We start from the raw sequence: 23,098 nt of genomic DNA, 5'->3' as shown, positions 1-23,098 counted from the left end.
GAAAGTAAAAATGAAAAAGTTATTATTCGTTGCATTTGCAGCTTTAAGTGTTTTGGTTTCATGTAATCCAGCCAATAAAAAACAAGAGAACAAGCAAGAAGTAGTTAAAGAAACACCTACTATGAAAAGCATTGCTCAAATCATGGAAATGGCAGAACAAAACGTTGGAAAAGAAGTGTTTTTTAAGGGAATGGTTCAACATGTTTGTGCACATTCGGGAAGACGTGCATTTTTGGTTGATGAGACAGGAAAGTTTTCGATGCGAGTTGAAGCGAAAGGGGAGATTAATGGTTTTAATCGTGAATTATCCGGATCAACCATTGCTGTAAAAGGGACAATTGCAGAGCAAAGACTTACCGAGGAAGAGATTAATACTTATGAATCTAGGGTAAAGGCCAAAGAGGATGCTGAACAAGGAGGAGAGCATTGTTCTGCTGAGATGACAAACATTACCAAAATGCGTGATTGGATGAAAGAAAACAAGAAAAACTATTATTCAATCTATTTTGTAAATGGAACTTCTTATGAAATGGTGGAATAAGAAAGTTTTTAATAAAAGTATCAGGTCTCTTCATCGTGACCTTGGTTACTTGTTTATTGGATTAACTTTAATTTATGCGATATCAGGTATCTTGTTGGTTCTAAAAAAGGATGGACAAAATCCTTCTTATCGTGAAATTATAATGGAGAAAGAGGCTAAAGCGAATTTAAAGCCAGATGAATTAAAAACATTCTGGAAAGATCATTTTAGTGATGCTCCAAAATTAACACGCATTATTCCTGCTGAAGATGTATACAATATATATGTAAAAGGTGGACTGGGTAAGTATTATCCTTATAATGGTCGAATTGAATTTACGATATTTAAGAAGATACCAGTTTACAAATTTGTAAATGATATACACTACAATTCTGGACACAGGTTTACGTTTTTGGCAGTAATCTTTTCAATCGTGTTAGTATTCTTTGCCATATCAGGTGCTGTTATGGTAAAGGGAAAAAAAGGATTTAAAAAGAGGGGAGTTTGGTTGATGATCATTGGTTTCATCATACCTGTTCTTTTGTTTTTTTATACTTAGTCTTTTTTAAGATTAGTTGTTATTTTTGATTTTAAGGCCTTCTGTAGTGGAAGGTCTTTTTTTTCTGAAAGTCTTCAAAATCTTGATGAAATAGATAACGGTACTCTGTACCTAATTATTCTTTAAATTATCAAGTTATCTATAAATGTCAAGCTGCTCTGCACCTAAGTAATACTCAACTCAAATTCATCAGAAAAGTAGTAGAGCTGCGTAAGATTTATAGTTTGATCATCTAAGAGTCTATTTAGGTACAAAGTACCGTAACTTTCATTTTTGATGATTATCCTTTTGTTGTAAAAGCAATTGATTTTTAGATATTAAGAATATCCTCATTTATAAGGATTGATTATGTGTTGGATTAAATTGAAATTTAACAAATAATTCAAAATCTCAATAAAATGGACATCATTACAACAAAAACAGCCTACAGTCAAGTCAATAACCTATTATTTAAAAGTTACCTCCCTAATATTATTTATTCTGCCATAGAAGTTGGAATATTTGACCAATTGGCAAAAGGTCCTAAATCTTGTGTACAACTTGCCAAATTATTGAATGCTGAGGCCAATATTACGGAATCTTTGTTAGAGGTATTACATGCTATTGATTATCTGAAGCGAAAGGATTATACCTACTCTTTGACGGATTTGGCAAAGGAATACCTTACACAGGAATCGGAAGTGAATCAAATTACAGCAGTCAAGCAATTTACTTCAACAGAAGGGCCCTTTGCTAATTTAACTGCTGCTTTAAAGGGGAAAGTACCTGAATTCAATCAGAATGCCTGGAGTTCTGAAGAAGCAATTAGAAGCATTGAACAAGGTTCGAAAGCTGGAGCGTTACAGTATGTACTGAGCTTTGTAAAAGATTTACCTGAATTTATAAAGGCAAGGAAAATGTGTGATTTTGCCGGTAATTCTGGATACTATTCTTATGCCTTTTTAAGCGAAAACAGCAACTTACAATCCCATGTCTACGATTTAAAAGAGGTATGTAAGATTTCAAAAAGAATTAAGAAGGATGAGAAAGGTTTTAATCGTGTGAGCTATCATTCTTTTGATTTGAATAATAATGATGAGTTTGGAGAAGCTTATGATTTCTTTTTTAGTTCACATTTTCTTTACAAATATGATAGTTCGAAAAAATTGGTTGGCTTATTGAAAAAGATCAATAAATCTATGAAAATGGGAGCTTTGTTTGTTTCAAATCATATGACAGGTAAAGCCAGCGGTGAAAATTACCTTACCCTATGCATTGTTGAGCTAATGACAAGAGCTATGGGATTTCCTACTCATTCGGTAGCAGAAGATTTTTTAAAGGATGCTTTAACAGAAGCTGGTTTCGAATGCCGTTACGAAAATGCTCCTGATGAAAGAATAGCTTATCCTGGAATGATAATAGCTGCAATCAAAGTAAGTGAGGTGGAAGATGAAACTGTACCATCAAAAGATTTAAGCGCAAGTATGTTGAAGTAATCTTTTAAAATGATGAATTCATAGAGCATTACTTATAAGAAGGAATAATGGAAAAAATAAAGAATACACTGGAAAACAATATTGCTGAAACCTTATATATTACACTTTACATGAAGGCCTTGGAGAGTCAAAAATCTGACCCAATACTATCGGATCCAATGGCATGTGAAATGTTAAGGACCATCGATTACGATTTCTCAAAATACGATAAGGCCATTCGTTCTGCTATTGGTGTTGTGGTGCGTTCAAAGCATTTCGATGATCAGGTTCGTGACTTCATAAGCAGGAATGTAAATCCTGTGGTAGTAATACTTGGTTGCGGGTTGGATACTCGCTATCATCGATTGAAAGATTGTAATGATGATGCTGAATTTTATGAGTTGGATATACCTGAGGTAATTGCTATGCGCAGAAAATTTATGCCTGAATCTTCAAAGGATACCTATATTTCAGCATCGATGTTCGAAACCGACTGGATGGATATGATACATGAAAAACACAGCAATCAACCAATCATTTTTGTAATTGAAGGTGTTTTAATGTATTTCGAGGAGGAATCTGTTAAAGAGTTATTTTCAGATCTTTCAAAACGATTTTCTAAGGCAGAAATGCATTTTGATGTCGTAAATAAATGGTTGTCCCGTAATTCGCACAAGCACGACACCATAAAAAATTCGGACGCTAGCTTTGTGTTTGGTTTAGATGATGATTTTCTGATTGAAAATTGGGGGCAAAACCTATCTCATCGGAAGACATATTTGTATTCTGATTTTCCAGGATGGAAAAAAGTTGGCTTTATGCAACGTTTTATAATGTCTGTAGTTCCAAAATATAAATATGGAGGAAGATTACTTCATTACGTATTGAACTAAAATCATCATTTCTTAGGATTGATTACTCATGACTTGTTAGTTAATTTTGAATTGTTCTAAACAAGTTACAAGTGAATGAATTTCAGTTTAACGAAAAAATAAATTAACAGTGAGCAATACAGCTATTATTTACGGTTCTACTACAGGAAATACAGAAAATGTTGCTAATCAATTAGCGGGATTATTAAATGCAGATCTATTTGATGCATCTACAAAACCTACTGAGGCATTAATCAAATACGATAATCTTATTTTAGGTACTTCAACATGGGGTGCAGGTGATTTACAGGATGATTGGGAAGACTTTATTTCTGAAATAGATAATGCTAATCTAAGTGAAAAGGTAGTAGGACTTTTCGGTCTTGGAGATGGGTGCAACAATGGAGATACTTTTGTGGGAGGCATGGCACAAATTTACAATGTGGTAAAGGATAGTGATTGTAAAATTGTAGGAAGTGTAGATATTGAAAGTTATGAATTCGAAGAATCGGATGCTGTAGTAGATGGGAAATTTATAGGATTGGCTCTGGATGAAGAAAATCAAGGCGATTTGTCGGAAGAAAGAATTAACAAATGGGTGGAGCAGATCAGTAAAGAGTTAAAATAATTACCAATTCATTGGAATATTTTGACCGATTTGCTTTCTGCAAGATCGATTATAAATATTATAAACAATGTTGGAACACCAAAAAATGGTATTGAATGCTGTTGCCGATGACCCTCTTTTGTTTAAAAAAGAGTTCGAAAAGTCAGCGCAATGGCTAAGCATTAAAGAACAAAAGGAACTAAGTAAATGGGTACAATTGAACTTTAGTGCAAAAGACTACGGATTATTATAGATGTTTATAAATCAAAATCGGTTTAGTGAGTTATTATACTTGGCTAAATCAAAACAGCAGAGGATGTCCTAAATAGGGCATCCTTTTTTGGTTCTATATGATTATTAGTAGTTGAGTTACTAAATAGTACTTAAAATGTATGGTATAAACATTACAATCATTCATTTAAGCTGGTATTAAATAAACTGATAAAAAAAAATATTGTACTAATACTTGAAGTACTCCAAGTATTCTAGGCACTTCCGTAGAAAGTCATACAGCACAAAAGTAAAATTGGCTTTTCTGTAAAATTTTAAAAGATAAATTAGGACTGCCTCAAATAAGAGACAGCCCCCTTTTTTTTGTTAAGATATGTGGATCTTAATAAAAACTATTCGATAGGCTCTAAAACAACTCGAACCACATTCGATTTCTTGCCTACTTCTTTTCCGTCGTAAATATAGTAGGCGTAATATTCTCTTATTTCCACCTCTTTATTGCTAATTCTGCCACGAGTATCATCAAAAGAAGAACGATTTACAGTAGTTTCAAAATTGTATTCTCCATCGTTAGTTTTAGAGTATAGCTTTATGCCGTCCATTGGCTTTTTCTGATATGTAATACGAGGTACACCAGCTATTGGTTCAACTTTTAATTTTGGACGTTTGTTGTTGGTTTCCTCAGTCTTTTTTTCATTTAGCAGACCCAATTCTCTTTTTACATTTTCAGGAATAGTAGGGTCTGAATCGATCTCATTTTTATAATTACGAAGCGATTTGTTGCATGTACTTTTGCTACCAGTAAGCTCTTGGCGCTTATTGCGAGCGGTTTGTAAACATTCATTTTTCTCTTTCCGTAATCGTTCTACCTCTTGTAGTTCCGCAATTAAGGCCTCGGTAGCCTCTTTGGGTAAGATGCCCTGTTCTACATAAGCGGGAGCCTTTTCAATGAAATTTTCTGTTTTTTCAGAATATTCTTCTTCCGATGAACTGATAAAACTTTTAATCGTTGTAATAATTGTAAGAATAAAACTCATAATGATTTCTTTTAAATTTGTAAATATTAAGTGTCTATATTAAAGCTAGAAAACTTGCCAAGAAAAAACACAAAAAAATATATTTTTTATTGATCATCAGGCTGTAAGGCTAGTGTTTCCAATGCTTTCAGAAATCATTAAATTATTAATGTATGATTGATATTAGGATGAATTTGAATTTACAAACTCAAAAATATTGATTAAGTTTAATAATAAAAAAGCCTAAAATAAGAGATACACAAGGATTTAACTCTAGTACAAGATTGGGTAATGTACAGATTGTTAGTTATTAAAGTGTATTGAGTGGGAAGCTGTCAAAAATTAAGGTTTAGTTTGATAAATAATTTTATGGCTATATAATATACAAGGAGTAAAATGCTGTATGATACAAATAGTAGGCAAATTAAAAAGTTTTGTATTCTGTTACAATAGTTATGCATGTAAATAGAAATCGATTAAAATCTAACAATTTAGAGTTTGTAAACAGCCCATATCAGTTTTTAAATTGCTCATATTAGTTTGTAAATCGCCCATATCAGTTAAAAAACAGGCCAAATCAGTTTTAAAACAGCTCAAATCAGTTAAAAAACAGCCCATATTAGTTTGTAAATTGCTCATATTGGTTTGTAAATTATCCAAATTAAACTGTTTCTACATCAGAATGAACTGTTTTGCTTGGCCAAAAATTTAACCGTGAAAGAATAAAAAATGGTGCTAATATCGAACCAGGTTTATCCAGAATAATTACTGTTTACTTCTGAATAATTTTTTTATATTTACATACTGTTCATTCCATTAAGAACAAAATTATTCTACTATATGACCAATACTTCGCATAATTACATCGGTTTTCTTCACGAAACAGCTTGGATCGTAGCCATGGAAACTTATATCTAAAAGAAACTTTGGAAAATGTAAAGCATAAAAAAGCCCCGAATAGAAAGTCGAGGCGGCTTAAATGTTTTCACAACGGAATAATCCTTATTGTGATTTGCTTACAGAATGTACTCCAAAAATAGAAACAATAAATTAAACATACAACTCTTCTTATGAAAAAAATATTAGGTTTAGATCTTGGAACTACCTCTATTGGTTGGGCTTTGGTAAACGAAGCTGAGAATGAATACGAACAATCAGAAATAATTAAATTGGGTGTACGCGTTAATCCATTAACGACAGATGAGCAAACCGATTTTGAAAAAGGTAACCCATTATCGGTGAATGCTGATAGAACTTTGAAGCGTGGTGCAAGAAGAAACTTGCAGCGTTATAAATTGAGACGTAAGAACCTAATGGATCTACTTACGAAGAGTGGAATTATTACCAAGGATACAGTATTGACCGAAGATGGAAGTTTCACCACTCATGAGACCTGGCGTTTACGTTCCTTATCAGCAAGTGATAAAATAGAAAAAGAAGAGTTTGCACGCGTTTTATTCGCCATCAACAAGAAAAGAGGTTATAGAAGTAGCAGAAAAGCCAAAAATGAAGAGGAAGGAAGTGTGATTGACGGAATGGCTATAGCAAAAGAATTATACGATAAACGATTGACTCCGGGACAGTATGTATTGAGCCTGTTAAATGATGGTAGAAAGTATATTCCAGAATTTTATCGTTCTGATTTAAAATCAGAGTTCGATGCAATATGGAATTATCAGAAACAGTATCATCCGGATATACTTACGGAAGAGTTTTACAGAAAACTTGAAGGGCAAGGGCAACAAAATACTCGAAAATTGTTTTTAGCAGTACACAAGATATACACTGCTGAAAACAAGGGTAAACGTGAGCAAGTAAAATTGCAACATTATCAATGGAGAGTAGATGCTCTCCAGCAGCAGTTACCGATAGAAGTTATTGCTTACGTATTGGTCGAAATTAATAATAACCTAAATAAATCAAGTGGCTACCTGGGAGCTATTAGCGATAGAAGTAAGGAACTGTATTTTGAAAAGGAAACTATAGGACAGAATCTTTATCGCCAATTACAGGAGAATTTTCATGGTAGTTTAAAGAACAAAGTTTTTTATCGTCAGGATTATTTAGATGAGTTTGAGAAGATATGGGAAACACAAGCTCAGCACTATAGAGAGTTAACTCCAGAACTGAAAGAAGAAGTGCGCGATGTTGTTATCTTTTATCAGCGTAAGTTGAAATCGCAGAAACACTTAATTAGTAATTGTGAGTTTGAACCGAAACATAAAGCTATACCAAAGTCATCACCTTTGTTTCAAGAGTTTAAAATTTGGTGCTTGGTAAATAATGTAGAGCTTCAAAACCAGAAAAGTAAAGAGCAGAGAAAACTTGATGAAACGGAAAGGCAACTTTTGTTCGAAGAGTTGAATGTAAGAGGAGATTTGAGTCACGATCAGGTATTGAAGTGTTTGGAACTACCGAAAAAAGAATGGAAACTGAACTATAAGGAAGGGCTTTCAGGTAATACAACAAATCAGCAGCTATATGAAGTTTATCAACTGGTTGCAGAGTATGAGGGTTATGGATTCGATTGGGCTAAGAAATCAGCAAGAGAAATTAATGAGGAGTTGAAAGCAATCTTTCCAGAGATTGGTTTATCTGAAGATTTACTTCGTTTTGATGCCGATATTAAAGGAAATGAATTTGATAAGCAAGCAGCATATCAGTTATGGCATTTGATTTATTCTGTTGAAGATGATGAGAAGATTAGTGAGGAAGATCAGTTTGTTTATGGAAATTCGGCAGTAGCATTAAAGAAAAAGTTGCACAAAGGTTTTGGTTTTCAACCTCAATATGCAGCTATGTTGGCTAATTTAAATTTGCAGCAGGATTACGGACAATTGAGTGCTCGTGCCATAAAAAAGATATATCCATATTTGAAAAAGGGATTTCTGTATTCCGAAGCCTGCAATGCGGCTGGTTATAATCATTCACACTCTTTGAATGCAGAAGAATTGGCAAGTAGGGAGCTAAAAGATCAGTTAAATTTATTGCCTAAAAACAGTTTGCGCAATCCTGTGGTTGAAAAGATTTTGAATCAAATGGTGAATTTGGTAAATCAGGTAATTGAGGTATATGGAAAACCAGATGAAGTTAGGGTTGAATTGGCTCGTGAGTTGAAAAAGTCGGCTGATGAGCGAAAGAGGATGACCCAAGGAATTAATGATGCCAAGAAAAGAAATGAAGAGATTGTAAAAATTCTACGTAATGCTCCATATAACCTAACTAATCCTACAAGAAATGATATTACAAAATATCGTTTGTATCAGGAACTAAGTGAAATAGGTTATAAGACGATTTTCACCAATAGGTATATTTCACCGTCTGAATTATTTTCAAAAAATATTGATATAGAACATATCATTCCTAAAGCAAAATTGTTTGATGATTCGTTTACCAATAAAACGCTTGCTTATCGAGAAGTGAATTTGGAAAAAGACGATTCTACAGCGCTGGATTTTATAAGTGAAAAGTATCATTCTGATTTACGGGATTATAAGGATAGAGTGGAAAGTTTGTATGCAGCCTGGTTAAAAACACATAATACCAAGCAAGTAAAAGGAATTAGTAAAGCTAAGTATGAAAAACTACTGATGAAGGAAGTGGATTTGCCTAATGATTTTATTGAGCGTGATCTTAGGAACAGCCAGTATATAGCCAAAAAAGCAAAGCAAATGCTAATGGAGGTAATTCGAACTGTAAATACTACTTCGGGAAGTGTGACAGATCGTTTGCGTGAAGATTGGGGATTGGTGAATGTAATGAAGGAATTGAATTTACCGAAATATAAGGGATTAGGCTTAACAGAAGAGCAGGAGAGAAAAGATAATAAAAAAGTATTGGTGATTAAAGATTGGACCAAACGTAACGACCATCGTCATCATGCTATGGATGCATTAACGGTTGCTTTTACTTCTCATTCACATGTACAGTACCTAAATAATTTACATGCTTCACGCAATATTCAAAGTGAATTACACGGTATTAGAAAGAAAATAACTGAATTACAGGCAACAAAGTCTGGTAACAGTAAGCGTGTATTTAAAGCCCCAATACCTAATTTCAGACAGGAGGCTAAAAATCATCTGGAACAAATACTGATTTCATTTAAAGCTAAAAATAAGGTAGTAACGCAGAATGTAAATTATTACAAAAAATCTGGTGAAACCTATAAAAAAGTACAACTTACACCTCGCGGACAGCTACATAAAGAAACAGTTTATGGAAGGATAATAGAGCAGGGGGTAAAAGAGGAAAAATTAGGTGCCAAAATGACTTTTGAAACAGCACTTAAAGTATGCAAACCAAAATACAAGGATGCCATTTTAAGGCGCTTGGCTGAATTTGGGAACGATGCAAAGAAGGCATTTACAGGAACAAATTCGGTTGCAAAGAATCCAGTTTATACCGATGCTGTAAAACAAGAACAAGTGCCTGAAAAGGTAAAAATTCATGTCGCAGAAGAGAATTATACCATTAGAAAGGAAATAGGACCCGATTTAAAATTGGATAAGATAATAGATGAAGGTGTAAAAAGAATTTTGAGTGCCAGACTGGAAGAGTTTGGAGGCAATGCTAAGGAAGCTTTCTCAAATCTTGATAAAAATCCAATTTGGTTGAATGAAAAGGCTGGAATTGCAATGAAACGTGTTAAAATTTCTGGTGTAAAAAATGCAGAAGCTTTACATGATCAGAAAGATCGCAATGGCAATTTAATAATGGATGCTGAAGGCAAAACCAAACCAGTAGATTTTGTAAGTACAGGAAACAACCATCATGTGGCTATTTATAGAGACCACAAAGGCAAATTGCAAGAACAGGTTGTTTCTTTTTATGAGGCTGTTGCCAGGGTAAATGCGGGAGTTTCTGTAATTGATTACGACTATAAGAAGAAGGAAGGGTGGCAGTTTTTGTTTACCATGAAACAAAATGAAATGTTTGTTTTCCCTGCCGAAGGTTTTGATCCAAATGATGTGGATTTATTGGATGCGAAAAATGCAAAAGTAGTTTCGAAGCATTTATATAGAGTACAGAAGATAGGGACAAAAGATTATTGGTTTAGGCATCATTTAGAAACGATGATTAATGATATTAAAGAATTGAGTGATATTGGATATAAACGTAAAAGGAATCCAGAATCAATAAAGGATATTGTGAAGGTGAGAATAAATCACTTGGGAGAAATTGTTCATGTAGGAGAAGAAGTTCAACAAAAACAGGAAGTAGAAATGAGTATTTAAAAATGTAATCATGATTAAACGCACATTGTATTTTGGAAATCCTGCCTATTTGCGTAGACAGGACAAACAATTGAAAGTATTAAAGCCAGAACAAAGAAAGGAGGTCGCCAGCATTCCCATAGAAGACATAGGAGTAGTGGTATTGGATCATCCGCAGGTAACGATAAGCCAGGCTTTGCTTTCGGAATTGGTGCTAAACAATGTGGCCGTTTTATCCTGTAACGAGAAACATCACCCTGTGGGTTTGTTCATGCCTTTGGCTGGCAACTCCTTGCAATCGGAGCGTTTTAGAATACAAATAGCGGCATCGGAGCCTTTAAAAAAGAACTTGTGGGCTCAAACGGTTGCAGCTAAGGTATCCAATCAGGCTGATATTTTAGAACAAATGGGAAAGGAGGCCAAAAGACTGCATGCTTTAGTTCCGCAAATTAAGTCGGGCGATTCGGATAATATAGAGGGGCGAGCTGCCAGAGTATATTGGGATTTGCTTTTGGGTGATGATGATTTTGTTCGCGAGCGTTTCGGGAAAGCTCCCAATCCGCAGTTGAATTATGCTTATGCTTTAATACGTGCAGCGGTAGCACGTGCTTTGGTGAGTAGTGGTATGCTGCCTACTTTGGGCATTTTCCACCGCAATAAATACAATGCCTATTGTTTGGCCGATGATATTATGGAACCTTATCGTCCGTTTTGCGACCAATTGGTATTGCCCATGTATTACAATGGAGAGTTTACATCGGAGGACTTAACTACCGATCAAAAAGCGAAGTTATTAAGTGTACTGACTTGCGATGTATTAATTGGAGGTAAAAAAAGTCCTTTAATGACAGCCATTAGCCGAACCACAAACTCCTTGTTCGAATGTTTTGCCGGAGAACGACGTAAAATACTCTATCCCGATTTTTATGAGTCACGAAGCCTTAAGCCAATATCGTAGCATGTGGGTGCTGGTGTTTTTCGATTTGCCTACCGATACCAAAAAGGAGAGGAAGGCAGCAGGCCGATTTCGAAAGGAATTGTTGAAAGATGGTTTTACCATGTTTCAGTTTTCCATTTACATGCGAACCTGTCCATCTCGCGAAAATGCCGATGTTCATGCCAAACGTGTAAAGCATTTGTTGCCCGAACACGGTCATGTCGGGATCTTGAAAATAACCGATAAACAATTTGCTGCCATGGAATTGTTTTATAGCAGGGAAACCGCTGATAAACCTGATGTAGTGCAGCAATTGCAACTTTTTTGATGTCGTTACGCTGAATTACTCATTGTTTTGGATGGTCATTATGTGCTAAAGGCAGAATATAAGATTTGTCATTTCGAAGAAGGAAGGACTGAGAAATCTGTTTTAATCTAGAGAGATTGATTTTCATTTTTAGTTATACAAGAATAGGGTAATCTCAGGCCAAAAGATACAGATCCTTCACTTTGTTCCTGCGTTCAGGATGACTATATAACAGTGTCATTTCGCAAAGGAACAGTCTGTTCTGACTTATTTTAGAACAAAGCAATCTGTCAATTTTTGCAGTAAACAGAATTCAAAAAATCTCCATAACAAGAAAACCCGAAGCTTTTTGGCTTCGGGTTTTTCATTTCTAATGTGTTTTACAACTTTCTTATTGTGAGACTCTTTCCCTTGATAGGTTGTAATTCAACACATCAAAGATACATTCTGCAAGCAAATCACAACTCGGGAGCATTGAATGATTGGACCGGAGGCGTTGTAATTCAACACATCAAAGATACATTCTGCAAGCAAATCACAACCGAAATCAGGATAATGGATGAAGGCAAGAGTTGTAATTCAACACATCAAAGATACATTCTGCAAGCAAATCACAACGGCAGATATGGAGCGTCTTATTTTATCGCTGTTGTAATTCAACACATCAAAGATACATTCTGCAAGCAAATCACAACAAGTGTTAAGAAGTTTTATTAAATACTGTGTTGTAATTCAACACATCAAAGATACATTCTGCAAGCAAATCACAACTATTGAGAGAAAATATGTTTTCAATACTGAGTTGTAATTCAACACATCAAAGATACATTCTGCAAGCAAATCACAACTACTTTCTGCTGATGATGTTCGTAGGATTAGTTGTAATTCAACACATCAAAGATACATTCTGCAAGCAAATCACAACTTTGGATACCAAGGTGCATCGGATCTATTAGTTGTAATTCAACACATCAAAGATACATTCTGCAAGCAAATCACAACTATCCATCAGTACTTCAATAAAGATTTTCAGTTGTAATTCAACACATCAAAGATACATTCTGCAAGCAAATCACAACCAAAGCAATAAATTTAAATCGGGTGCGTCCGTTGTAATTCAACACATCAAAGATACATTCTGCAAGCAAATCACAACTATCCATCAGTACTTCAATAAAGATTTTCAGTTGTAATTCAACACATCAAAGATACATTCTGCAAGCAAATCACAACAATGGTCCATGTGTAAAATTAAAAGAAGTAGTTGTAATTCAACACATCAAAGATACATTCTGCAAGCAAATCACAACCAAAGCAATAAATTTAAATCGGGTGCGTCCGTTGTAATTCAACACATCAAAGATACATTCTGCAAGCAAATCACAACTAACAGCCACTATATTAGCCCTGTAAGCGTGTTGTAATTCAACACATCAAAGATACATTCTGCAAGCAAATCACAACCAGTGTCACTTTGAAATCTTCATCTATTAGGTTGTAATTCAACACATCAAAGATACATTCTGCAAGCAAATCACAACTGCATTCAGGAGAGGTTATTAAAACATCCGTTGTAATTCAACACATCAAAGATACATTCTGCAAGCAAATCACAACACACTCGTGCAAAACTTATTGTAACAAAAAGTTGTAATTCAACACATCAAAGATACATTCTGCAAGCAAATCACAACATTTTGGAAGAGGTGGCAGGAATGTTCATGGTTGTAATTCAACACATCAAAGATACATTCTGCAAGCAAATCACAACGGGACCACTGTTCCTTCAGCATCAATATAGTTGTAATTCAACACATCAAAGATACATTCTGCAAGCAAATCACAACACATCAGAACCACCGGTAATTGTAAGATATGTTGTAATTCAACACATCAAAGATACATTCTGCAAGCAAATCACAACTTATGAGGCGGCGCAGATTGATGGTTTCAAGTTGTAATTCAACACATCAAAGATACATTCTGCAAGCAAATCACAACCAGTGTCACTTTGAAATCTTCATCTATTAGGTTGTAATTCAACACATCAAAGATACATTCTGCAAGCAAATCACAACTCCTCGGTATTTCAGTATCCGCCCAGAATGTTGTAATTCAACACATCAAAGATACATTCTGCAAGCAAATCACAACGAGGGCTAACGATAAGGTTACTGCCGATATGTTGTAATTCAACACATCAAAGATACATGCATGATTCATAATTTTATATAAAGGTATCATGAAACATGTTACTGCAAGCAAATCACAACCCAACATTCAATTGCATCAAATTGTGTTCAGTTGTAATTCAACACATCTATGATACATGCATGATTCATAATTTTATATAAAGGTATCATGAAACATGTTACTGAAAGCAAATCATTCATCGGCTTCGCTCAGGGTAAACTTGTTCCTTGTGCTGAGCGCTAGTCGAAGAGAACACACTAAAGATAGAAAAGGGGTTTGTATTATGAAACATTATTTTATTAAAAAAAAACTAAAGGATATGGAATTAATTGGGGTGCAAAAAAAGGCTATTTCAATCAATTGAAATAGCCTCTTACTTTAAATAAAATATGATGTTGGTAGTATGTTATTCAGCATCTTCAAGGTGGTCCATCCAGATTTTGTTAATCTCGTTGTAATCGCCTAAACCTTTCATTACCGTATTAACAGTGTAACCTTTTCCTTCTAATCTTTCTTTCCAAGATTGTTCTGCAGGATCAGTTTCACCAGTGTTACCATTCATATCGTTATTTGCATGATCACCAGCAATAGACATTAATGGAGTAATGGTAACTTTGGTCGCTTTTGGAGAAAGTTTATCCAATTCAGCTAGAATACCACCAATTGAAGTTGTTCCAGCATCAAAACCTATACCTTCAACAGTACCCACAAAGAAGTTAGCATTGATTTTTTGAAGCTCGCTCTGAAGTTTTAAGTATTGAGCATCCGCTGCATGTGGAGTACCGTGACCCATAAACAATACTGGACCTTCAGTAATTTCAGTGGCAAATTTATCAGCCATAATTTCAGCAACAGCTTTAATATCAGCATCGCTATCTAACAATGGACGACCAACTTTAACCGTTACACCTTCATATTTGGCTTTAAATTCAGCAATTGCCTCTTCTAATTCATCAAATTCTTCACCTGGGATCACATGTAAAGATTGTACATCGAATTTAGAAAAACCATCTTTAAACATGATTTCCAATGCTTCTTCTGGAGTATCATTGTCGATAATTTTACCATTCAATGATCCTTCACCATTACCTTGACGCAATTTGTTGATGATAAGGTCTGAGGTATAACCCCATTTGATAGTTTTATCAGCAAATCTTTTTTTAGCTACATTGTCAATGTTCTTGAATGTTTCTTGTGGGTCAGGAAAAGAAGATCCAAAAGTTACCAATAGGATACCATCTTTGTCACCTAGGGTGTTCTTGTCATCATTGTCGTCGTCACTACATCCAGTGAATACCATTGCTAATGCGCATAAAGCGATAGCTGATTTCTTGATTAGATTCATTTTTCTTTTGTTTTTGTTAATTTGATTTTATTGATAATTCCCAAAGGAATTTTAGCTTATTTGCTAAAGTTTACATTCAATCCTACAAAGATTGTTCTTCCTGGATTTAAGGTTCCGTAATGTGAACCATAGGGTCTGTCATCCACATAATCAAACAGGTTGTCGATTCCTGCAGTGATGCGAATTTTGAAGTTCTCCCATTTGTTAATGCTTAGGCTCGAGGAGAGTTTCCATAGTTGGTAAGCATCAGCATAACTTCTCTCCAAATCTTCTTCCAAATAGAAACGATCTGATTTGTAAATGCCAGATAAATTGATGTTTAGTTTCTTCTTGTTCCATCTTTCTGTCCAGGATAATTTCCAAGTGGCGCTATGTTCTGATATTCCATTTAATCTGATGTCCTGTGTTAGGTTCTTTGCACTCACATAGCTGTAGCTACCATTGAATAATAGTTGAGAAAATACCGGAAAGCTAAAATGCCAATCAGCCCCTATAGTTCTTGCATCATCTATATTGTAACGCTTTTTGGTTTCCTCAATTCCTCTACGTGCATGATCGTATGTGGTTGGAATGATCTTATAATCGATTTTGTCGTAGATTCTATTCAGATATATATTTAGGCCTGTTTTAAACTTGTTGGCCTTAAACTCACTTGATATAGAAAAGTAGTGTGATTTCTGAGCTTTCAAGTCTTCATTACCAAGATATAGGCGATACATGCCCATGCGGTTGCTTTCGTAGTAATAGTATAACTCTTTTAAAGTAGGACTTTTAAAACCATTAGAGTAGGTGAATCTATGAGTGAATTTAGATTCTTTGTACATCATGCTTAGTTTTGGAGTTGCTGAGAATCCTGTTTTATCATGGTAAAGAGCTCTAAGACCAGCTACCAAATCTAATTTTTTACTTAGCTTCATTTCATCCTGAACATACAAAGAGTATGTATAGGCATTAACTTTAGGTGTGGTTAACCTGTATCTTGCTTCAAGATATTCGCCTCTAATCTCAGTTCCAAAGCTTAGTTTGTTCTTATTGTTGATGTTAAAGACCCCTTTTACCTGCGAAATTACATTTACCACATCCGAATTTTTAAATCGGTCACCCGGATAATAGGTTTTCTTAATTACATCGGTACTGGTAATATAGGTTTCGTTGTATTTGTATGGATATTCAGTGTAGTACAAGTAATTGTTTACATCAAAATTGAAACTTAAGAAGTTTTTATTTTTTAACTTGTATTGGCCACCAAATGAAATTGCCCTGTTATTGTAATAGTAATTGTGCATTTGTGCTCTGAAAGGAAAATACAAGGTTTTTTCGTACCAGGACAAATCCATATTTAAACTTAACTTTTGGTTCACCTCATATTCTAAAAACTGGCTAATCGTATATGCCTTACTTTTATTTACAGGCTTGTAGTAGGTATGAACCAAAAATGGCAAATCGTGATTGGATTCCCACTTGTTATTAAACTTCATGGAATTCAATTGGTATCCGGCTTTTTGCTTGTAGTTGAAAGTAGTTTTGCCAGATAGTTTCCCTTTACTGAATGTGAAAGAGTTAAGCTGTTTAAAATCTCCATAAGCACCCAAACGAGAACTGCTGTTTGCAGATAGTTTCCCTTTTACTTTTTTGGTGATGATATTGATTACTCCAGCTATGGCATCGGATCCGTATAGAGTAGAGGAAGCTCCTTTTACCACCTCAATTTGCTCAATGTCTGCTGAGTTGATCCTGTTTAAATCAGCATATCCACCAACACCGCCAGTTAATCTTTTACCATTCAAAAGGATCAATACATAGTCTTTGCCCAAACCATTAATTTTGATATTGGAACCCATGGTGCTTGTGGTATAATCAATAGAAGAGGAGATACCCGAAATGATTTCTTCTACATTTCTGCCCGAAATATCAGCAATGTCCTGCTTTGTAATGATTTCTGTTTGAACAGGTACATTATCAATTTTGTAATGGGTTCCGGTACCCGTAACAACGATAGGAGAAATGGTAAAAGATTTTGGCTGCAATCCAATATTGAAATTTTTGGAAGCATTTAACTCAATTTCCTGGCTGAACTTTTCGTATCCAAGAACGGAAACACAAAGGCGGTATTTGCCTTTTGCAATGTTGGTTAAGGAATACTGCCCACTATTTTGTGTAGTTGTTGTGTTTAGACTATCGAGATAGACGTAAGCAAAATCAATTCCTTCCTTGGTGTTTTTGTTGTACACCTTGCCATTTAGGCTAAACTTTTGTGAGAATGCAGAAAAACATACAACCTGCATTAACAACATGCAAAAAATCTTATGCATAGTAAAAACATACTAATGCATTCCTGGAATATGTGAGGTGAATGAAATCAGAAAATATACTCAAATCATCATTAACTTCTTTTCCCGGAAGCAATAATTAAACAATATCTCCTGGCAGGTTTCCTGACTTTCTCGATTCTCAACTCCTTCCCATCCAAAGGACAGTGGATCTCGACTGTTGAGAACAAATTAATATCCACGGGATATTAACGAGATTTACAGTAGCGGGTACTGTTCCGGATTTACACCGGATTCCCTTTTAACTCCTTTTGCTGAATGCAAACTGAGCACCAAAAGCTCCGCAAATGTATTCTTTTTTGTTGATTATAAAATGTAGCAATTCGTTTTGTACGTATGTTAATCAACATATTTGGAATCGGAAAATGTTCATTATTGCATTAAGCTTTTGTTAATCAGTATTTTTCTAAATCTCATAATTGTCAGGTAAATTGATGGGAAGTGATTGCTTTGATAGGATCATATGTTATCTAATGAATTTAGAGTCCTCTCAATGGACTCATTTATAATATTTATCAAAATCCATTCTAAACATTACTTTTGTACTCAATTTTTTCGCAACAGATATGGTTTTCTGTTTGTAAGTGATTGTGAGTTAATAAGTTTTTTGTTTTAAATAATCTTGGATCAATGAATTTTCATAACAAGTCTATCATTTGGGTTGGTTCCATTATTGTTATTGCGTTTGCAATAACGGCCTATTTTATTGGTGAAAAGATGACTCAATCCACTCGAAAGATGAGTGTGGACTTGGCTTTAGCTAAGGCGAATAATAGCTTGCTAATTGTTGAAACTGAAATTGAAAAAAGTTGCAGGCAAGCTGAACTTTTTACCGATGCAGTAGAAGAATTTGCTTATGGACAGGAAATATCATTGATTAAGGAGATACTGGAATCAGATTTAATTGAAAGTTCAGAAATATCTGCTCGTTGGTTTATTAGGGTAGATGAGAATGATAATCTTAGTGGAATTGTTTTGGAAAAATCTGCTGATTCTATTCTGGTAAAATCTACTTCTCCAATTCATGAAAAAATACTTTGGGATCAGCTGAAAAATTTAAAAGGTACGGTTTTAACTCAGCCATACAAAAACGATCATGGTAAAGAACTCATCAGCATTTTAACACCGGTAATTGTAAACTCATACATTCACGGAATCATAGGTTTTGATATAGATCTGAGAAAGTTTCAGCAAGTGTTCTATGATAATAAATCGCTAAGGAGAGCATATGTCAGTATCATTTCGAAAAATGGTATATGTATTACTCACCCTGATGAAAATTTGATTGGAAAGCAGGTAGCAAATCATCAGGATTCAAGTGTTATGCACCTGGCTTTGCGTTCGGGAGAAAAGCAACAGAAGGAAGTAATATCAGAATATTTAAACCTTCCTGTAATGAGGGTATATAAACCAATTCGAATTGCAAATGGAGATGATTATTGGCTGATAACGGTTAGTGTTCCTTTGTTTAACGTGAAGGAATCGGTTGTTGAAATGCGCAATTTGGTTTATCTAATTGGTTTGGTTTTAGCTCTTTTATTGATGGTTTTTCTTTATTTTTCTCAACGCCGTTGGCTTTACGAGTCTACCAAAAGGCGAAGAGCGGAAAGACGCCATTTGAATGAGGTAAGCAAACTTTCCTCCATTATGGAGAGTACCGATCAAATTATGATTTTTTCAGTAGGACATGATTACAAGTATACTAGTTTTAATACCGTGCATAAAGAAGAGGTACTGAAATTTGAAAATGAAATCATTAAGGAAGGGAAGAGTATTTTGGATGCGTACTATGGAGATTTTCGCATCAAAATGAAAATGTATTTGGATAGGGCTTTAGGAGGAGAACACTTTTTGGTAGAATACCAGCGTCATGGAATAGATTATCAGCAAATATTCAATGCCATTTCGGATGCGGATGGCAAGGTGGTTGGTGTAGCAAGTTTTAGAGTAGATATAAGTGAAACCTTACAATTGAGGAAAAAAGCACAGGAGGAAGAAGAGGAGAAGGTAAAGGCTCAGTTAAAGAATATCAAAAATCAAATAAATCCTCATTTCCTATTCAATTCCTTAAACTCACTCTATGCTTTGGTAGATGGGGAGCCTAAATTGGCTCGTAAATTTATTGTGAATTTATCAAAGGTATATCGATATCTGCTTGATAGTAATAACAGTAATTTGATTCAGCTACAACAGGAAATGGATTTTATAAAGCAATACGTTTTTTTGCAAAGAATACGTTTTGGGGAAAATCTAATATTGGAATATGATATCCCCGATGATGCGATGCATTATAAATTGCCATCTGTAAGTATTCAATCGCTGGTTGAGAATGCCATCAAACACAATGTTATTACCAGCGATAAACCACTTACTATTCGAATAAAGCTTACTAATGACAATTGTTTGTTGGTTGAAAATCCTTATCAGCCACGTACCGATATAAATCATTCGCCTGGTACAGGATTGAAAAACCTTGATGCCTTGTACTCCTTCCTTGGCGATAGAAAACCGTATTACGGCATTGAGAAGGAACACTTTATTGCAATCTTGCCTTTGTTTTAGCAAAGTAATTTATTGCCTGTATTCCGTTCATACCATTTTTATAGTCTTTCACTCCCCAATATTTCGGATTCACTCCTTTCTTTTTCCTTGTGAGTTCGAAATAATTCACTTTTGTTCCGAATTCTTGCTTGGAGCTGCTTTGGCAGTAGCAATAAAGAATGCGAAACAACAAATATGAGGAGGTCATCAAGCTTTGGTTGATCTCTTTGAAACAAATCATTATAAATGAATTTAAATACAATTACACCTACTAAGTCGATTGGGAAGCTGATGATAATAGCTTGCATTCTGGGGGGCATGCATGCTAAATCTTTAGCATCAGAGATCCAATCGATTTCTCCTGAAGAAGGAATCTTTAATTTTTGGAAAAAGAAGAAGAAAGAAACAAAAGTTGATTCAACCACAAACAGTAAATCTAAATCGGATTTAAAAGCTTATAGAGAGGTAATCACTTCTGATGCTCACACAAAAGAGGGTATCATTAACATTCACCGTGTAAAGAAAGATTACTATTTCGAAATTGCTGACTCTTTAATGGGACGCGATTTTCTTTTGGTGAATAAGATTTCAAAGGTTCCTTCTCAAGTGAACGAATTGGGTTTGAACAAGGGGATCAATTACCAAAACCTTTTGATTCGTTTTGAGGCAGATACCCTAGAAGAGAAAGTTTGGGTAAAAACTTACCATCCTTACTACGAAGGAAAAGAAGGAGATGCAATTACTCAGTCGGTAAAAGACAATTACATTCCTTCAATTAGAGAAGCTTTCGAATTGGCTTGTATTGGAAAAGATTCTACATCCTATGTTTTTAAAGTAAACAAGGTGTTTGATGGATCTGAAAAGAGTTTGAATGATTTATTTGGAGTATTGGGAATGCCTGGTAGTGCTATTAAATCATTGTCTAAAATTAGTGCAGCAAAAAGTTTTCCTGAGAATGTGATCATGAAATCACTTTTGACCACTAAGGCGGAAGGGATTACTGTTTCGATAGAGGTGACTTCTAATATTGTACTGTTGGCCGAAGAACCAATGAAGCCTCGTTTTGCAGATAGAAGAATAGGCTATTTTACTACAAAGCATTTCTATTATAAGGATGATCAACAAGCTGTTGAGAATCGCGAATTTGTAAACCGTTGGAGACTGGAGCCTAAAAAAGAGGATGTAGAAAAGTATTTGGCTGGTGAATTGGTAGAACCTAAAAAGCAAATTGTATACTATATCGATCCGTCAACTCCACCACAATGGAGACAAGCCATTAAAGATGGAATTACAGATTGGCAAGCAGCTTTCGAGCAAGCAGGTTTCAAGAATGCCATTGTTGCTAAAGATGCACCTGTAGATGATCCTGATTTTGATGGTGATGATGTTCGTTTTTCAATGATTACTTATGCAGCATCGAGCCAGGCGAATGCTATGGGACCATCTGTAGTAGATCCGCGTTCGGGTGAAATTATTGAAGCAGATGTAATTTGGTGGCATAATGTAATGACCGCTCTTCATTCATGGATTAGAATCCAGACAGGAAGCATTGATCCAAAAGCGAGAGATAACAAATTTACAGATGAACATATGGCTCACGCCATCCGTTTTGTTTCTTCTCATGAGATTGGTCACACTCTTGGATTGATGCATAACATGGGAGCTTCATATGCTTTCCCGGTTGATTCATTAAGATCAAAGACTTTTACCAAAAGAATGGGAGGTACAGCACCATCTATTATGGATTATGCTCGTTTCAATTACGTGGCTCAACCTGGAGATGGTATAGAATACATTACTCCACAAATTGGGGTTTACGATAAATATGCCATTGCATGGGCATACCGTTGGATTGATAAGAATACTCCTTGGGATGAGTTGCAGGTATTGGGCAATATGATCCGCAAACATGAAAACGATCCTTTGTATCATTACGGACCTCAGCAATCTGGCAAGAACACAATTGATCCTTCGGCACAAAGTGAAGATTTGGGTGACAACTCAATGAACGCAAGTCGTTATGGATTAAAAAATTTGAAGCGAATTGTTCCAGAAGTAGAAAAATGGACTTATGAAGAAGGCGTAAGCTATGAAAAAGCTGGTAAGATGATGATGGGAGTTATCGGACAATGGTTTACCTACGCCAATCATGTAATTGCAAACATTGGTGGTATCTATTTGGATCAACCAGTTTATGGTGAAAGCAAAGCAGCGTATGCTCATGTTGAAAAAGCCAAGCAAAAGGATGCAGTTCAATACATCATTGATGAAGTTGTTAAAAATCCTGAATGGATTACCAATGCTGAGATCTACAAAAAAACATATCCAATTCGTGAATCAGTTATCGGTGACATTGAATATGCGCCAACAACGCTTTTCAGAGATTTAAATTCTCAGCTTTTCTTTTCAATTCTTAAAGATGAGCGATTGCAAAGAATGTTGCAAAACGAAGCGATGAATGGTAAGAAGGCTTACTCCGTAACCGAAATGATGAAAGATCTTCATAATGGTGTTTTTGCCAAAACCATTAAGGGGCAAAAGTTAGATGTTTTTACTCGTCAAATGCAGAAAAACTTTGTGGATAACTTAATCATTACCCACAACAAAACCATGGTAAAGACTACCAAGAAAACACTACATGACAATCACAATCATTGTGGTTGTGGGCATCACAATCGCATGCCAATGCTTTGTGATTATGCAGTGAAAAGTAAGGATATGTTTGACAATGGCAGTGAAGTAGAAAATATGGAAAGCAAATATGCCGACAGAAATATTTTCTATGCCACGAGCGGCAGGGTGTCAGATGTGGTTTCAGTGAAACGAGGGGAGCTGATGAGAATACGAGATCTGCTTACAAAAAGATTGAAAATTTATGATGAAGCAACAAAGTTTCATTATCAAGATTTACTTCTTCGAATTGAAGAAGCACTTAATATACATCGATAATTAGTTAGTGCAGGTTGGGAG

Annotated in this window: 15 protein-coding genes, 1 CRISPR repeat array and 1 riboswitch; of the genes, 11 read left to right on the top strand and 4 right to left on the bottom strand. The window is 35.1% G+C overall.

The features are described 5' to 3' along the window. Positions 1 to 10: 10 nt before the first annotated feature. The 6 genes from DF185_RS05375 (at position 11) to DF185_RS23545 (ending at position 4,265) form a co-directional block, all read left to right on the top strand. Positions 11 to 541 (top strand): hypothetical protein, encoded by a 531-nt coding sequence (locus tag DF185_RS05375; protein ID WP_110359710.1) that lies wholly within the window; start codon positions 11 to 13, stop codon positions 539 to 541. Then, a complete protein-coding gene (locus tag DF185_RS05370; protein ID WP_165835949.1) occupies positions 525 to 1,079 on the top strand; it encodes a PepSY-associated TM helix domain-containing protein in 555 nt (184 codons plus the stop codon). Before DF185_RS05375 ends, DF185_RS05370 begins: the two co-directional genes overlap by 17 nt. Positions 1,080 to 1,477: 398 nt before the next feature. After that, positions 1,478 to 2,554 (top strand): methyltransferase family protein, encoded by a 1,077-nt coding sequence (locus DF185_RS05365; RefSeq protein ID WP_110359708.1) that lies wholly within the window; start codon positions 1,478 to 1,480, stop codon positions 2,552 to 2,554. 47 nt (positions 2,555 to 2,601) lie between these two features. Continuing rightward, positions 2,602 to 3,426, top strand: coding sequence for a class I SAM-dependent methyltransferase (locus DF185_RS05360; protein ID WP_110359707.1), 825 nt, complete (start codon positions 2,602 to 2,604; stop codon positions 3,424 to 3,426). Positions 3,427 to 3,535: 109 nt separating this feature from the next. Then, entirely contained in the window at positions 3,536 to 4,033 is a 498-nt protein-coding gene (locus tag DF185_RS05355; protein WP_110359706.1) for a flavodoxin, read from the top strand. Between the two features lie 67 nt (positions 4,034 to 4,100). Then, a complete protein-coding gene (locus DF185_RS23545) occupies positions 4,101 to 4,265 on the top strand; it encodes a hypothetical protein (protein WP_165835948.1) in 165 nt (54 codons plus the stop codon). A 370-nt stretch (positions 4,266 to 4,635) separates the two neighbouring features. On the opposite strand, the gene DF185_RS05350 is transcribed toward DF185_RS23545, so the two are convergent. Next, positions 4,636 to 5,280 (bottom strand): hypothetical protein, encoded by a 645-nt coding sequence (locus tag DF185_RS05350; RefSeq protein WP_110359705.1) that lies wholly within the window; start codon positions 5,278 to 5,280, stop codon positions 4,636 to 4,638. 1,049 nt (positions 5,281 to 6,329) lie between these two features. Here DF185_RS05350 and cas9 point away from each other — a divergent pair. From cas9 to cas2, 3 genes are read left to right on the top strand one after another with little or no spacing between them, the layout of a single operon-like run. Further along, on the top strand, positions 6,330 to 10,496 hold the full coding sequence (gene cas9, locus DF185_RS05345) for a type II CRISPR RNA-guided endonuclease Cas9 (protein WP_110359704.1): 4,167 nt from the start codon (positions 6,330 to 6,332) through the stop codon (positions 10,494 to 10,496). Between the two features lie 10 nt (positions 10,497 to 10,506). After that, positions 10,507 to 11,433: a type II CRISPR-associated endonuclease Cas1 gene (gene cas1, locus DF185_RS05340; RefSeq protein WP_110359703.1), complete on the top strand. Its 927-nt coding sequence runs from the start codon at positions 10,507 to 10,509 to the stop codon at positions 11,431 to 11,433. Further along, positions 11,402 to 11,740 carry a CRISPR-associated endonuclease Cas2 gene (cas2, locus tag DF185_RS05335; RefSeq protein ID WP_110359702.1) on the top strand — a complete coding sequence of 113 codons (339 nt, stop codon included), beginning with the start codon at positions 11,402 to 11,404 and terminating at the stop codon, positions 11,738 to 11,740. Before cas1 ends, cas2 begins: the two co-directional genes overlap by 32 nt. Before the next feature lie 397 nt (positions 11,741 to 12,137). Beyond that, a CRISPR array of direct repeats spans positions 12,138 to 13,873; the repeat unit is 47 nt; unit sequence GTTGTAATTCAACACATCAAAGATACATTCTGCAAGCAAATCACAAC. Positions 13,874 to 14,318: 445 nt separating this feature from the next. On the opposite strand, the gene DF185_RS05325 is transcribed toward cas2, so the two are convergent. Together DF185_RS05325 and DF185_RS05320 are read right to left on the bottom strand one after the other, a co-directional pair. Beyond that, positions 14,319 to 15,257, bottom strand: a complete 939-nt coding sequence (locus tag DF185_RS05325; protein ID WP_110359700.1) for a sirohydrochlorin cobaltochelatase — start codon at positions 15,255 to 15,257, stop codon at positions 14,319 to 14,321. Between the two features lie 56 nt (positions 15,258 to 15,313). Continuing rightward, positions 15,314 to 17,569, bottom strand: coding sequence for a TonB-dependent receptor (locus tag DF185_RS05320; protein ID WP_110359699.1), 2,256 nt, complete (start codon positions 17,567 to 17,569; stop codon positions 15,314 to 15,316). 96 nt (positions 17,570 to 17,665) lie between these two features. Beyond that, positions 17,666 to 17,879, bottom strand: a riboswitch (cobalamin riboswitch). A gap of 338 nt (positions 17,880 to 18,217) precedes the next feature. Between DF185_RS05320 and DF185_RS05315 the strand changes: the two genes are divergently transcribed. Next, on the top strand, positions 18,218 to 20,149 hold the full coding sequence (locus DF185_RS05315) for a histidine kinase (RefSeq protein WP_110359698.1): 1,932 nt from the start codon (positions 18,218 to 18,220) through the stop codon (positions 20,147 to 20,149). Here DF185_RS05315 and DF185_RS05310 read toward each other — a convergent pair. Beyond that, complete coding sequence (locus tag DF185_RS05310; protein WP_133249962.1) at positions 20,124 to 20,369, bottom strand: hypothetical protein; 246 nt, start codon at positions 20,367 to 20,369, stop codon at positions 20,124 to 20,126. The genes DF185_RS05315 and DF185_RS05310 overlap by 26 nt on opposite strands. Positions 20,370 to 20,374: 5 nt before the next feature. Here DF185_RS05310 and DF185_RS05305 point away from each other — a divergent pair, with 5 nt between their 5' ends. Further along, positions 20,375 to 23,077, top strand: coding sequence for a zinc-dependent metalloprotease (locus tag DF185_RS05305; RefSeq protein WP_207784588.1), 2,703 nt, complete (start codon positions 20,375 to 20,377; stop codon positions 23,075 to 23,077). The last annotated feature ends 21 nt before the right edge of the window (positions 23,078 to 23,098 follow it).

This window comes from Marinifilum breve, from assembly GCF_003202155.1.
GTDB lineage: Bacteria > Bacteroidota > Bacteroidia > Bacteroidales > Marinifilaceae > Marinifilum > Marinifilum breve.
This window is presented reverse-complemented; position numbering and strand designations above follow the sequence as displayed.